The sequence below is a fragment of the Microcoleus sp. N9_A2 genome, from assembly GCF_036701775.1.
In the GTDB taxonomy this organism is placed as follows: Bacteria; Cyanobacteriota; Cyanobacteriia; order Cyanobacteriales; family Microcoleaceae; genus Microcoleus.
In genome coordinates, this window is record NZ_JAUBRH010000026.1 from 69,285 (window position 1) to 82,070 (window position 12,786).

Sequence of the window (12,786 nt, forward strand, 5' to 3'; positions counted from 1 at the left end):
GCTACTAATTACCTCCTGTTTTTGCAGATAAAATTTTAATTTCATACTCAAGGCGTTGTTTTTGTTCTTCGTTTTGTTTAATTATTTTCTTAATACCCTCCTTAGATATATCTGACTGCTTATTACTCTCTAACTGCTTCTTTAAGTCTATGACATCATCATGCAACCTAGAAATCGCAGCCTGAAAACCTAAAATCAACTGTTCTCTGTCGCGCTCCATAAAGTCACGCATAGAAGCAATAACATCATCGTCTGTAAAAAATGTTTCTAGTTTTTCTTTCACTCCCGATTTATTCTTGAAATTCTCAGTAGCTACCCGACGAGCGGCATCCCAACCAGGGACATAATAGAAAGCTTCACCCGGTGAAAAAATACCTGATGATTGTGCTTCACCTTCCGTTAAACACATGGCCCTACCGAGATATTCTCTATCATCGGGAGAAGGTAAGCGGTGCATTAGCTTTAAATTTGTAGCATCTACAATCGATTGCGCCAAGGCTGCTGGCGATTGATCGACTACGATTACTCCTTCTCCTGCTGCACGCATTTCACGCATGATTTGAGCAAACTTATCAACCACTTGAGATTTTGAATTAGCCTCATCTCCAGAAGTTTGGACTTTACCGAGCATATTATGGGCTTCTTCAACCAAGATTACATGGCGTAAATCTAAATCTGTTGCTCTTTCACCCGTGCGTTGTGGCTGAAACTGTCCAATTCTGACAGTGCGGATATACTCGAAAACAAAAACTAGCATGAACAGAGAAAATAAAGATTGTTCTTCTTGGTTTAACCCACCGAGTTCAAAAATCACGGGTTTGCTAAGAAGTTCCGCGAATGGCAGGGGTCTGTTTGCTTGCAGCATTGAACCCTCGCCTCTTTTAGAAACCAATCGAGACAGTCTTGCTTTGAGCGCCCCTTTCATTCGATCGCCTACTTCTTGATCGCTTCCATAATTCTTTTGAGCTAAATCAAGAACTTTGTTATACAGTTGTTGCATTGTAGGAATTTCTAAGGATTTCCCGTCTTTATCAACATCTCCGCCCCTGCTGTAAGCTAGTTGCCACCCCTTCCTTTCATAATGATAATCAATAGCCTCTTGAATAAAAGATGGAAGTGGATCGAATAGAGGTAATGCTCCCATAAAACAGTCAAATATCCTAGAAATATGCTCCTGTAGGGCAATTCCAGGCATGACATCAAATGGGTTAAAGCGCAAAGGAGTAATCAATTCTTGACCAGGGGTGAAGATGAGCAAATCATCTTTAAATTGAGGTAGTCGCTTCAGATAACGATATTCAGGTGTCACCTTGGGATCAAATACCATGAAAGGTATTCTATGCTTTTCCCATAACTGAGTCAAAATGTTAAAAGTTGTCGTTGTCTTACCACTACCCGAACCCCCAACGACAAGCAGATGAGTTTTTAGCTGCTCAATATCAAATTCACAAAGCTCATCACTTTTAACATTGCGGTAGTAGTTACCGATAGTAATTGTTTTACGCTTTGTATTCTTCGATGTTTCGGAAACAGAAGCTGAGCCTGTATCGTACTCCACACCTGCACAAGGCTGATTGATTGGAATGGGTAAACGGAAAAATGCTGCCGCTTCATCCAAATCTACTAAGCGATGCAATCTTTTTAGCATTCCTGGCCCGCCGGGAAATCCACGCAATATCCTTCCTGATGTATCCCACATTCCCGGCGTACAACTTTGTTCGTTTATATTAACTTGCAATGCGGTTTGTACTGCATATTGGCTATCAATAACTTGTACGACTCGCGGACTAACCGTGTTTGCCGTACAGGCTGACGCTAGCTGGTTAGCAACGCTTTGACAAGTATCCCCATCGGGCGAAAAAACTCGGAAGTTGTAAAGAAAAACTATCCCTGAATAATACCTTTTCTTGATATCTTCATACACTGACTTGGCTCTTTGGGTATTGCTGTCAGGATCGATCTCTTCTTCACGGATACCCTTACTAATTTGATTTAGTGCCTCTAAGTATCGAGAAGTAGTTTTTTTCTCGTAGCCTTCTACTCTCGTTGGCACTAAGGTTAAATCGATACAAACAGGTTGTTTATATCCTTGAAGTTGCTCAAATAAGGCTACCATGTTATTCGCCTTGTTAACTTGAAAGCTGCCAGGAGAGTAATAAAAATTTTGACGCTGCCGATCGTCGGGGTCTAGCCATTGAAAAATTTCTTCTGACTTGATAATTTCATAGCAAGAAAGCTGCTGATTAGAGTCAAGCCACAATGGTCGCGAGTCAAATTTATTTTCTGTGTTCTCCTCAAATTGGTAGAGTGGCGACCTCAAGCTACTCTTGATATGTTGTGCTTGCTTTTTTTGAAGATCCTCTGCTATTTTTTGGCTGCTATTGCTTGCTACCCGTGCTAGGAAATATACTTCTGTAGATTTAGACCCTTGCGGTGCTGGATGGTAAACAATTCTCAGACTATAGCCGCAAGAAGCGTTAGCACTTGGATCGTCAAATTGGGTGTAGCTGAAATAAGCCAGACTTTTGAGCAAACTTTTTTGCCACCCGGCAACAAAACCGACTCTTCCAGACGGATCTAAATGTTCCATGAGCTTAAAGCGACCTGATGCAAAGTCAGAAAGTGCCTTCAGCTTAAAAACGTTTACAGCATGAAAATTGTAAGTATCGACCTCTTGAGGCTGACCCGTACCTGGTGCAGAACCTCTCCAATATTTAACTCCAGATGTATTAGTGAGCATAATAGTTTTCACTGAAACTCATTAAGGATATCTTTCTTGCTTTCTGGGATGATTTCTTCGTTTTTAGTCTGATGCACAAATTCTTTAACTGTTCCTCCTTTTTGCAGCATATTGTTGTGGATAATTTTGCCAACTGATCGAGACATTATTGTATGTAAAAGCCTCAAGTCATCCCACTGAAAACTTCTGGAGAGGCGATTGCGTTTCAGTTCTTCTTCTTCCAGCTTGATTTTTTCTATTTGCCTGTTTCTTTCTATATTATCCTCTTGATAGATAGCAAGTTGCGAGTCATACTTTCTCTTCGCTTCAGCTACCTGAGAATTTGATGTCATGTAAATTCCTAATGCACCCATTACTCCAACTATGCTAAGGACTTGTAAACCCCCATTCCCTGAATAAAACAAGCCAACAGCGATGAGTGCCAAGACAAGAAAAGCTGCATCTGGAATTAAAGGTTGAGTGTTAGCTGCTTGAGGTCGTATTGGTGGATCTGGAATTGTTTCCGGTTTTTCTGGCTGGACAATCATCATCATTTGGATATCTGCCCAATTGGAATCACCGAAGTAATCGATCCCAGCAATAAACTGCATATTAGTATAGATAGAGTTTCTGAGATTAGCTGTAACCCTAGCCCTCACATCTTTATCAATTTTGAGTGTGTTTCCAGCACCTTCTATAATCCAACCAGCGTTGGTATAAAAAACATCAATGGGGACTTGTTGTGCTTGCAGTTCCGCTTTGAGGATGTCATGTAAGTTAACTGTCTCAAACTTAAATCCCTTTGTTTCTATTACGGCAGAAAACTCCCAAATAACCCAGGATTGCGTCAGCTCCACTTGTTTTGACTGTAGTCTTGTCCTTTCACTTCTAAAATCATTCATAGTCATATCTCCTTTCAAATCTGGGATTTTTAGAAAGCAATTGCTAAGCTTCCCTCACCAAACGATCGCCCTATCGAAGTCGATCGCCCGCAAGCCGCTTGCAACCCTCTATTTGTCTATCAGGCTAGAACCCTAACTTTTATGCAAAAGTTACCGAATTCTTTACAAAAGTTAATAAATAGCCTTAGCTACCGATAAACTTCCAAGCTTCTATAACCAACCAAAAGTCCTGCATAGCAAAGCTTTCGCAGCAATTGCAAAGCTTCCCAACAGCCCCTGCCACAGCCTCCTACTTATATATCAGGGCCACATCCACAAAATTATGCAAAACCCAGAAAATAAATTAAAAAAATTACCCGCACTACCCGAAACTAGAGTCAAACCCAGAAAATTACCAAAATTCAGCCCTAATCCCTGTCGTAACACTAACTGCAATCAGTAATCACTCAAAAGCCCAGCCACAAACTTTTTCACTTGTAAACTGCACCACTTAAAGTTGAGCTTTCAAGTATAATAAGCTACCTGAGTCTGGTAATAACCTGATATACATCAGGAATTATGTTAGACTTCCATCAGGAACTTCACACACACCTATTTATGGCATCCACAAACGATCGCTTCGTCGAGGCAGAAAGCCGCTGGGACTTAAAAACTCTGTACTCCGACTTGGCCGCTGTTAAGGGAAAGCCTCTCACCCCCGTAGAAAAGCTGCATCTGCGGGGGTTGCTTTGTGGCTACAGTCCCGCTGAAATCGCCGAAAAGCTGCAAAAGAATCCCAAGGGTGTTGAAACTGACCTGTGTGCCACTATTTATAAATACGTTAAAGCCTTTGTGGGTAAAGGCATTGAAAAGATAGAAAACTGGAGAAATATTGCTGAATGGCTTGAGGATGCTGGATATAAAACTAGGTCGTCTGGTAAATTCCCAACCAAAGATTTGTTACCTGAAAAGAGCATAGTTAATATAAGTAATATAACTATTGAAAAAAATCAAATAGTAATTGTTTTTAAGGTGCAAATACCTACTTCAATAGATTCAGAACTTTCAATAGAAAATCTAGACCTCGACGATAACAACGCTAACTAAAATTTTGCCACAAATCAACAGATTGGTAGGGTGTAGCGACTAAAATCAGGAAGCGCGATCGCACTTTTACCTTGTCTCGCAGGGCGATCGCACACTGCATTTGTCACAAAAGGGCGATCGCGCTTCTATTGTGCTACGATTCAATTAGATTTTGGCGATCGATTATGACCATCAAAGAACAACTTCTCCAAACCATTGAAACACTGCCTGATGACTTGCTCGCAGCAACCCTGAAATTCGTCCAAACCCTTCAGCATCCCATTCACAAAACTCCCGGAATTTGTGGCGGTGCAGCGCGAATTCGCGATACCCGCATTCCCGTCTGGACGATTGTTGCTTATCAACAACAGGGCGCAAATGAATCCGAACTTCTCTATAATTATCCAGGACTCACCCCTCAAGATTTGCAAGCAGTGACGAACTATTACGATCGCAACCGAGAAGAAATCGAGCTGTGGCTTGCTGAAAATGAATAACTAAAAATGCTAAAGTTTTACTCAAATGAAAATTTCCCGATCGCAATGGTCGATTTACTGCGATCGCGCGGTTATGATGTATTGACATCCTATGAAGCCGGACAAGCCAATCAAAAAATTCCCGATGATGAAGTCTTGATGTACGCAACAAATGCAGGGCGCGCAGTCATTACAGAAAATCGTCAAGATTTCATCAATCTGCACTCTACAACCTCAAATCACGCAGGAATTATAATTTGTAAAGCCGATCGAGATTATGCAGGTAAAGTGCAGGTACTCCACGACTTTTTCACTCAAGATACACAGCCGATGGACAATCGTCTGCTTCGGGTGATGAAACAGAATCTTAAAGGTAGCCAACAGACATTTATACTTCAGGAATACCCAAAATCTTCTTAGTAATCATTATAATTATAATTCCTATCGTCTATTGTGCTATGATTCGATCAGAGCGTCAGTGAGTAAAAAAATGGCAACAATTACCCTTCAAATTCCAGACGAACTAGCACTGCGGCTAGAACCCCTGCAAAATCGCTTGCCAGAACTGCTTTGGCAACTTCTAGAACCAACTAAAAAGCCCACAACTATTGAGCCGGAAATCAACACTCATAGTGGCGATATTCCCGCAGTTTATCAAGAAGTTCTTGATTTTTTGATAAAGAGTCCAATTCCACAAGACATTGTTAATTTTAAGGTTTCACAACAGGCTCAGATACGCCTCCAAATTTTGCTTGACAAAAACCGCGAATCGATCCTAAATGAAATGGAAATTGCAGAATTAGATGTTTACGAGCAGCTAAAACATCTGATGATTTTACTAAAAGCAAGAGCCTATTCAGAGATTGGATAAATGACTTCTACTTCCATTTCTGCCGAACTACGCAGATTAGTTATTGAAAGAGCTTCAGGACACTGTGAATATTGCCTGATTCATCAAGATGTTTCAATCTATAGCCATGAAGTAGACCATATTATTGCATTAAAACATGGCGGTCAAACTCGTGCTGAGAATCTCGCTTTTTCTTGTTTATCTTGTAACCGCTATAAAGGTTCTGATTTAGCTACTATAGACCCAGTTAATGATGAAATTGTCCCTCTGTTTCATCCACGCCGTCAGGTATGGGACGAAGATTTTCTTCTTAATGATGCCAGAATAGAAGGCATCACTCAGATTGGTCAAGCTACTTCAAGATTACTCAAACTCAATGCTCCAAATCGCATACTTGAGCGTCAAATTTTGATCGATATAGGACGGTATCCATAAACAAGGCTAAGAACAACGCTATGGAAATTTCGCAGTTAGTCGATCGCGACCAAGGCCAAATAAACCGGGTTTCTCTGAAAAATATTTGCTTTCTCAACTAGATATACGAATAAACCAAATTTCTACCCTCTGACGCGCGTCAGCCCTGTTTACATAAACTGGATTAACCTATTCTCAAACAAGCCCGTGAAGCGTAGCCATACCTAGGGAATCAGCCTTTTCTTAGATAACTCAAGACAGAAGCGATCGCATCACCAATCACAAATAACAAACACTTAATACCTATTACCTCAAAACAGAATTATTGTCAACAGTATTTTTGCGGAAATATTGAAACTTAAATAAAAATTGCTACCTACATTGGCGAATTATAGCACTTGGTTCAAATTATTTGAAAATGCTAAGTTAATTAAAGATTTGATGAAAGAGACGCAGAAGTGTTTACATTGGCGAGCGCAATTTTGTTATTCTATTAGAAAGTTTCATTCTAGCAACTGAATTTTTGTACCCCAGTCCTACCCCTAAACAGAACGGCAGTTTCCCCCATGAGAATTTTAGTCACAGGCGGTGCGGGTTTTCTCGGTTCCCACCTAATCGATCGCTTAATGGCCCAAGGACACGAGGTAGTCTGCCTGGATAATTTTTACACCGGGACTAAACGCAATATCCTCAAATGGCTGGACAACCCATACTTTGAGCTGATCCGCCACGACATCACGGAACCGATTCGATTGGAGGTAGATCAGATTTACCATCTGGCTTGTCCCGCTTCCCCCATACACTATCAGTACAACCCTGTCAAGACAATTAAAACAAACGTCATCGGCACGATGAATATGTTGGGATTGGCAAAACGGGTAAAAGCAAGATTCTTTCTCGCTTCCACTTCCGAAGTGTACGGAGATCCTGACGTGCATCCCCAAACAGAAGATTATCGCGGCAACGTTAATTGTATCGGGATCAGATCGTGTTATGACGAAGGGAAGCGAGTAGCTGAAACCTTATCTTTTGATTACCACCGTCAAAATGGGGTAGACATTCGAGTTGTGCGAATTTTCAATACCTACGGCCCCCGGATGTTGGAAAATGACGGCAGAGTAGTGAGCAATTTTATTGCTCAAGCTTTGCGGAATCAACCGCTGACAGTATACGGCGACGGTTCCCAAACGCGGAGTTTTTGCTACGTTTCTGATTTGGTGGAAGGATTTATTCGTTTGATGAATAGCGACCAAATCGGGCCGATGAATTTGGGGAATCCAGGCGAATACACTATCTTGGAGTTGGCACAAAAAATTCAAAACATGATTAATCCAGGGGCGGAAATTATCTTCAAACCGTTGCCACAAGACGATCCAAAACAGCGACAACCGGATATTACTCTTGCTAAAAATTGGTTGGGTTGGGAGCCAACTGTGCCACTGGATCAAGGTTTAGAGTTGACTATCAAAGATTTTCGCAATCGTATCGAGGGAAATCTCAATTAGAGAGGGAGAGAGGGGGAGAGGGGGAGTATTTTTACTTCTTCATTCTTCATTCTTCATTCTTCCCTCTTCCCTATTCCCTTTTGGTTCCTCAATCTGCCCTCTGACTAATAAGAACTGTCAACTATCAACTGACAACTGTCAACTGTCAACTGTCAACTGTCAACTTTTCACTAACTTTGAGGACATTTGTATGCACGTTTGCGTCATCGGTACAGGATACGTCGGCTTAGTCACCGGCACTTGTTTGGCCCACATCGGACATCACGTTATTTGCGTAGACAACAACGAAGAAAAAGTTAAATTAATGAAGTCGGGACAGTCGCCTATTTTTGAACCCGGACTGTCTGAATTAATGTCTTCTGCCTCTGCGTCGGGCAATCTAGAATTTACTTCGGATTTAGCAGCAGGAGTAGCTCACGGGGACATTTTATTCATTGCCGTGGGGACGCCTCCTTTGCCTACTGGAGAAAGCGATACTCGCTACGTCGAAGCGGTTGCGCGCGGCATTGGAGCTCACCTCGACGGCGATTACAAAGTAATCGTAAACAAATCAACGGTGCCCATCGGTTCCGGGGATTGGGTGCGAAGAATTGTACTAGACGGTTTAGCAGAACGTCAAAAACCTCAAAGCGGTGAGGGGGTTACTGGTGAGGAAGTAGCAGCAAAAACTGGTGTTCAATTTGATGTGGTTAGCAACCCGGAGTTTTTGCGGGAGGGCTGTGCTGTTCACGATACTTTTAATCCCGATCGCATTGTTCTCGGCAGCAATTCTCAGCGGGCTATGGATATGATGCTACAGTTATACAGGCCGATTGTCGATCGCAAGTTTGCAGAAAATGAGTCTTTGCCCGCGGTGCCCGTGGTGATGACTGATATCAGTTCAGCAGAAATGATTAAGTACGCTGCTAATGCTTTTTTGGCGACTAAGATTAGCTTTATTAATGAAGTTGCTAATATTTGCGATCGCGTCGGTGCAGATGTTAGTCAAGTTGCCCGAGGTATCGGTTTAGATTCACGGATTGGGAACAAGTTTCTGCAAGCCGGCATCGGTTGGGGCGGTTCTTGTTTCCCCAAAGATGTTTCAGCTTTAGTTCACACTGCTGAGGATTACGGCTACGAGGCGCATTTGCTCAGAGCGGCGGTGGAAGTGAACGAACGCCAGCGCTTGATTGCTATTGAGAAATTGCAGCAAGTTTTGAAGATTCTTAAAGGTAAAACAGTCGGACTTTTGGGTTTGACTTTTAAGCCGGATACTGACGATTTGCGGGATGCTCCTTCGCTGAATTTAATCGAGAATTTGAATCGGTTGGGAGCGAAAGTTAAAGCTTACGATCCGATTGTTTCTCAAACTGGGATGCGTCACGGTTTGTCGGGAGTTTTGGTGGAAACCGATCCGGAAAGACTGGCTGATGGTTGCGATGCTTTGGTGTTGGTGACTGACTGGGAACAGTTTCGTAATTTAGATTACGAGAAAATGGCGAAGTTGATGAATCATCCGGTGATGATTGATGGCCGCAATTTCTTAGACAAAAAGGCTTTAGAAGTGGCTGGTTTCCAATATGTGGGGATTGGAAGGTAAAGAAGAGTTTTGATCAGAACCTCTATCTCGTAGGGTGCGCCGCAGCGCACCTTACAAACGAGCATTTCTAAGCCGTAGGATGCGCCGAAAAACACCTTACATTTGCTGGCTACCAACAATCGCGGGTTGAGCCGCCGCGCGTGCTTTAAAAATTTTCCATCAATGTTTTTTCTTGAGCGTAAACATCTCGTAGCTTTTGCAGTGCTGAAGCAGAGATTACGGATTTAACTGTAGCTACTAATTTACCCCACTCCAGTAAGCTGTCAACTGAAACAGCCGTTTTGAAGTTGTACGCATAAAATTTAGTCCAAAATTCTGGTGCTTGGGTGCGTTTCCAGCGTTTGTACCATCCGAGAAAATCTTGAGCGCAGGCTGGTTTTACTTCTAAGATTGGGGGGAAATCGGCGTAGCTGACAAATCGACTGAGGCCTTTGGCGTGAACATATACCATGCAGTGGCAGCATTCTATCCGGTAGATATGTTCGGGTGATATGTTGAACAGGAGTGCCACTGTTTCTTCGGTGACAAATCTCGATCGCGGATTCACCATCAACGATTTGTGAATGATTTTTGAGGCGCCGATCGCTGACGACGATCTTAACTGATTTTCTGATATCATTGTAGTTGCATCTGGTGGTGGTAGCTAAATCTATCTCTGCTAAGTGCGATCGACAGAAATTATCTGTCGGGATTAATTTTAACTGGCGATCAACCTTAGTTTCGCTGACCGGGGGCGATCGCTTTTTGATATATTATACTAAATCCAAAATTTTGTAAATAGTGAATATGAGCAAAGGCTTAGTCAGGCTGCGGGTTCGAGAGTTGGCTGCCGAGAAGGGATGGACGCTCAAGGAAGTTGCGGAGCGATCGGGCGTGGGGTACAGTACGATTAGCAATTATGCGCGTTCTCAGGGTATGGCGATGGTTGACTTTGCGGCAGTGCACAAGTTGGCCCGCACTTTTGATGTGATGATTGAGGATTTTGTGGTCATCATGGAAAAGTAGTTGAAGGTTTTACCTGGATTCGATCAAATTTGGATTGAAGCGGTGGAATTCGGCGTTGTAAGCAACATATTGATTGCGATAAAAATCTAATAAATCTAGTCTGTTGCGGTTGAGCCATTTTAGCATCTCGTGGCTTTCTTCTTTCGAGGGCATATTAATCATGATTTTGGGGTTGATTATGGTTCTAAAATGTAGTAGAATCTATTTTAGCATCTGGGTTATGGCTGTGCGATCACACATCGAAGCATTGCATGAGCCGAGCCAAAAATCGCGAGCAAGATTCGTTTGTATCAGGCATAATGGAAGTACAACCGAGAGACATTCAAAATTACCAAACAGCAGATGGAAAAAAATTTTTCTCAGAGTGGCTCAATTCGTTGCGAGATAGCAGAGCTAAAGCTAAAATACGGGCTAAACTCAACAAAGTTAGGCTAGGCAATCTAGGTGACTGCAGCTTTGTTGGAGAGGGAGTCTGCGAATTGAGAATAGACTATGGCCCTGGCTATCGGATCTACTTTGGACAAATAGGGCCAATAATTGTACTTCTTCTATGTGGCGGTGATAAAAGCACTCAAGAACAAGATATCCGCAAAGCCATAAAATACTGGAGGGATTATGAAAGTAGAGATAATATCTAGAAGTATCAGCTATCAAGAAGAATTGATTGAATCTCTAAAAGACCCTTTAGAAGCTGCTTCTTATATTGAGGCTTGCTTGGAAGAGGACAATTTTGAGGTGCTAAAGCTGGCATTAAATGATGTTGTTGACTCTCGTCACAGAATGAATGAACTCTCCGAAGATGCTACAGCACTTTTGGCAAAACTGGGCGAACTATTGTCTGAGAAAAAAGGAGCAGAAATTTACTGTCTGAATGCTTTACTTGATGCACTCGGTTTTCAACTGACGGTGACTGTTAAGCAGACAAATTCCTGAAGCTATCGATCGCAACCAAAGTCGCCTACAATCAAACTAACCCGTTCAAAACCGGAAATTAGGAGAACCGTCAAGTCAGGAACTCAGGTCTAAAGACACTGAGCTTGGTCGCGAGTAAGTCTCGAATCAAGCTATTCTGACCAGCCTAAGTCTTAGTGCGATTCGTTGAAACGCGAATCACGGTGAAAGCCCGTACATAGCGTTTCCAGCCACAAGGCTGAACTCTCGGTCTGATAAGGGTGCAAGTCCCTTCTGCCAGACTCAGGTATGACTCCCTACCTGCCCACACCGACCAAGCTCGATTCTTGGAGAGTGAAGCTCTTAACTGGACGCAATCAGACATCTGTTGCGAGATGACAATGGCGTTAATGGGGAGTTCCCAATGGTGAAATCGAGCCTAAAAAAGCAACTTATAGGCAAGCGGGGCGCAACTCAACACCCCGACTTCACTGGAGACTATTCCCGCCAAGCATTAAGGCAGTATTGGCAAGAGTCCGGGGAATCCAGTAGTTGAATTGGCTCCACCTAAAGGAACAATCAATCTAACCGAGGGAACGAAGAAAAACGAATTAAGGGTCAAGGGGAAAGTCGAACCCTTTCGTAGGCTAGACGAGCAGCGGAACCCCCTTAGTTCGGGTAGGACAGACCGTAACTGGTCTGAGGTGTTCAGAAAACATAAGTTAGAGCAGAGCATGATTAGACACAGCAGCAATGTTAGTGAATCTTGGAAGACGTTACCTTGGAAGAAATTCCGAAGGGACTTATTCCGCCTACAAAAACGAGTGTTTAAAGCGATTCAGGTTGGAGACAAGCCCAAAGCAAAGTCCCTCCAAAAGCTAATTCTGAAATCCACGGCTGCAAGAATGTTGGCGATACGTCAAGTAACTCAACTAAATGCTGGCAAAAAGACTGCGGGAATCGATGTCCAAGCCTCACTCACATTTGAGGAAAGGCTTGCTCTGAGTGAAGAACTCAGAGTCAAAAGCAACAACTGGAAACATCAAAAGTTGCGTTCAATACCAATCCCTAAAAAGGATGGGAGTACCCGCCTCCTTAAGATACCAACTATCGCCGATAGAGCATGGCAATGCCTCGCAAAATACGCGCTAGAGCCAGCACACGAAGCAACCTTCCACGCTAGGAGTTATGGGTTTAGAACAGGAAGGTCGGCGCATGACGCGCAAAAAACCCTGTTCAATAACCTAAGCTCCCAATGCAACGGAATAGAAAAACGAGTTATCGAGCTTGATATCGAAAAATGGTAAGGATTCAGGTCAAAAAAAACTTAAGTGACGGCATCTGGTAAAATAAACGAATGAAAAAGCCCGCAGCCACCAG

The 12,786-nt window shown here is 42.7% G+C and carries 15 protein-coding genes; 11 read left to right on the plus strand and 4 right to left on the minus strand.

Going from position 1 to position 12,786, the window contains the following annotated elements:
- Positions 1-4: 4 nt before the first annotated feature.
- The gene (locus tag QUA44_RS16715; RefSeq protein WP_333252417.1) at positions 5-2,740 is read right to left on the minus strand and encodes an ATP-binding protein; all 2,736 of its coding nucleotides are present in this window, start codon (positions 2,738-2,740) and stop codon (positions 5-7) included.
- Between the two features lie 8 nt (positions 2,741-2,748).
- The gene (locus QUA44_RS16720) at positions 2,749-3,621 is read right to left on the minus strand and encodes a hypothetical protein (protein WP_333252416.1); all 873 of its coding nucleotides are present in this window, start codon (positions 3,619-3,621) and stop codon (positions 2,749-2,751) included.
- 597 nt (positions 3,622-4,218) lie between these two features.
- Between QUA44_RS16720 and QUA44_RS16725 the strand changes: the two genes are divergently transcribed.
- The 7 genes from QUA44_RS16725 to QUA44_RS16755 all read left to right on the plus strand — a co-directional run bounded on the left by QUA44_RS16725 (position 4,219) and on the right by QUA44_RS16755 (position 9,510).
- Positions 4,219-4,707: a helix-turn-helix domain-containing protein gene (locus QUA44_RS16725; protein ID WP_333252415.1), complete on the plus strand. Its 489-nt coding sequence runs from the start codon at positions 4,219-4,221 to the stop codon at positions 4,705-4,707.
- Between the two features lie 164 nt (positions 4,708-4,871).
- Positions 4,872-5,183: a DUF433 domain-containing protein gene (locus QUA44_RS16730; RefSeq protein ID WP_333252414.1), complete on the plus strand. Its 312-nt coding sequence runs from the start codon at positions 4,872-4,874 to the stop codon at positions 5,181-5,183.
- 6 nt (positions 5,184-5,189) lie between these two features.
- Entirely contained in the window at positions 5,190-5,582 is a 393-nt protein-coding gene (locus QUA44_RS16735; RefSeq protein ID WP_333252413.1) for a DUF5615 family PIN-like protein, read from the plus strand.
- A gap of 70 nt (positions 5,583-5,652) precedes the next feature.
- Positions 5,653-6,033, plus strand: a complete 381-nt coding sequence (locus tag QUA44_RS16740; RefSeq protein ID WP_333252412.1) for a hypothetical protein — start codon at positions 5,653-5,655, stop codon at positions 6,031-6,033.
- On the plus strand, positions 6,034-6,447 hold the full coding sequence (locus QUA44_RS16745) for an HNH endonuclease signature motif containing protein (protein ID WP_333252411.1): 414 nt from the start codon (positions 6,034-6,036) through the stop codon (positions 6,445-6,447).
- A gap of 545 nt (positions 6,448-6,992) precedes the next feature.
- Positions 6,993-7,931 (plus strand): UDP-glucuronic acid decarboxylase family protein, encoded by a 939-nt coding sequence (locus QUA44_RS16750; RefSeq protein WP_333252410.1) that lies wholly within the window; start codon positions 6,993-6,995, stop codon positions 7,929-7,931.
- 190 nt (positions 7,932-8,121) lie between these two features.
- Complete coding sequence (locus QUA44_RS16755; RefSeq protein WP_333252409.1) at positions 8,122-9,510, plus strand: UDP-glucose/GDP-mannose dehydrogenase family protein; 1,389 nt, start codon at positions 8,122-8,124, stop codon at positions 9,508-9,510.
- 145 nt (positions 9,511-9,655) lie between these two features.
- Here the strand turns inward: QUA44_RS16755 and QUA44_RS16760 are convergent, their stop codons facing one another.
- Complete coding sequence (locus tag QUA44_RS16760; protein ID WP_333252408.1) at positions 9,656-10,129, minus strand: hypothetical protein; 474 nt, start codon at positions 10,127-10,129, stop codon at positions 9,656-9,658.
- 167 nt (positions 10,130-10,296) lie between these two features.
- On the opposite strand from QUA44_RS16760, the gene QUA44_RS16765 reads away from it, so the two are divergent.
- Positions 10,297-10,515: a helix-turn-helix domain-containing protein gene (locus QUA44_RS16765; RefSeq protein ID WP_265239067.1), complete on the plus strand. Its 219-nt coding sequence runs from the start codon at positions 10,297-10,299 to the stop codon at positions 10,513-10,515.
- Between the two features lie 9 nt (positions 10,516-10,524).
- Here the strand turns inward: QUA44_RS16765 and QUA44_RS16770 are convergent, their stop codons facing one another.
- A complete protein-coding gene (locus QUA44_RS16770) occupies positions 10,525-10,668 on the minus strand; it encodes a hypothetical protein (RefSeq protein WP_333309799.1) in 144 nt (47 codons plus the stop codon).
- A 146-nt stretch (positions 10,669-10,814) separates the two neighbouring features.
- On the opposite strand from QUA44_RS16770, the gene QUA44_RS16775 reads away from it, so the two are divergent.
- From QUA44_RS16775 to QUA44_RS16785, 3 genes are all read left to right on the plus strand, one after another.
- Complete coding sequence (locus QUA44_RS16775; RefSeq protein WP_333252478.1) at positions 10,815-11,153, plus strand: type II toxin-antitoxin system RelE/ParE family toxin; 339 nt, start codon at positions 10,815-10,817, stop codon at positions 11,151-11,153.
- The gene (locus QUA44_RS16780) at positions 11,131-11,448 is read left to right on the plus strand and encodes a transcriptional regulator (RefSeq protein WP_333252406.1); all 318 of its coding nucleotides are present in this window, start codon (positions 11,131-11,133) and stop codon (positions 11,446-11,448) included. Before QUA44_RS16775 ends, QUA44_RS16780 begins: the two co-directional genes overlap by 23 nt.
- A gap of 692 nt (positions 11,449-12,140) precedes the next feature.
- A complete protein-coding gene (locus QUA44_RS16785) occupies positions 12,141-12,713 on the plus strand; it encodes a reverse transcriptase N-terminal domain-containing protein (protein WP_333252405.1) in 573 nt (190 codons plus the stop codon).
- The last annotated feature ends 73 nt before the right edge of the window (positions 12,714-12,786 follow it).

Coding starts and splice junctions, on each gene's coding strand:
- QUA44_RS16715 (WP_333252417.1), bottom strand. CDS start 2,740: ATGCTCACTAATACATCTGGAGTTAAATATTGGAGAGGTTCTGCACCA.
- QUA44_RS16720 (WP_333252416.1), bottom strand. CDS start 3,621: ATGAATGATTTTAGAAGTGAAAGGACAAGACTACAGTCAAAACAAGTG.
- QUA44_RS16725 (WP_333252415.1), top strand. CDS start 4,219: ATGGCATCCACAAACGATCGCTTCGTCGAGGCAGAAAGCCGCTGGGAC.
- QUA44_RS16730 (WP_333252414.1), top strand. CDS start 4,872: ATGACCATCAAAGAACAACTTCTCCAAACCATTGAAACACTGCCTGAT.
- QUA44_RS16735 (WP_333252413.1), top strand. CDS start 5,190: ATGCTAAAGTTTTACTCAAATGAAAATTTCCCGATCGCAATGGTCGAT.
- QUA44_RS16740 (WP_333252412.1), top strand. CDS start 5,653: ATGGCAACAATTACCCTTCAAATTCCAGACGAACTAGCACTGCGGCTA.
- QUA44_RS16745 (WP_333252411.1), top strand. CDS start 6,034: ATGACTTCTACTTCCATTTCTGCCGAACTACGCAGATTAGTTATTGAA.
- QUA44_RS16750 (WP_333252410.1), top strand. CDS start 6,993: ATGAGAATTTTAGTCACAGGCGGTGCGGGTTTTCTCGGTTCCCACCTA.
- QUA44_RS16755 (WP_333252409.1), top strand. CDS start 8,122: ATGCACGTTTGCGTCATCGGTACAGGATACGTCGGCTTAGTCACCGGC.
- QUA44_RS16760 (WP_333252408.1), bottom strand. CDS start 10,129: ATGATATCAGAAAATCAGTTAAGATCGTCGTCAGCGATCGGCGCCTCA.
- QUA44_RS16765 (WP_265239067.1), top strand. CDS start 10,297: ATGAGCAAAGGCTTAGTCAGGCTGCGGGTTCGAGAGTTGGCTGCCGAG.
- QUA44_RS16770 (WP_333309799.1), bottom strand. CDS start 10,668: ATGCCCTCGAAAGAAGAAAGCCACGAGATGCTAAAATGGCTCAACCGC.
- QUA44_RS16775 (WP_333252478.1), top strand. CDS start 10,815: ATGGAAGTACAACCGAGAGACATTCAAAATTACCAAACAGCAGATGGA.
- QUA44_RS16780 (WP_333252406.1), top strand. CDS start 11,131: ATGAAAGTAGAGATAATATCTAGAAGTATCAGCTATCAAGAAGAATTG.
- QUA44_RS16785 (WP_333252405.1), top strand. CDS start 12,141: ATGATTAGACACAGCAGCAATGTTAGTGAATCTTGGAAGACGTTACCT.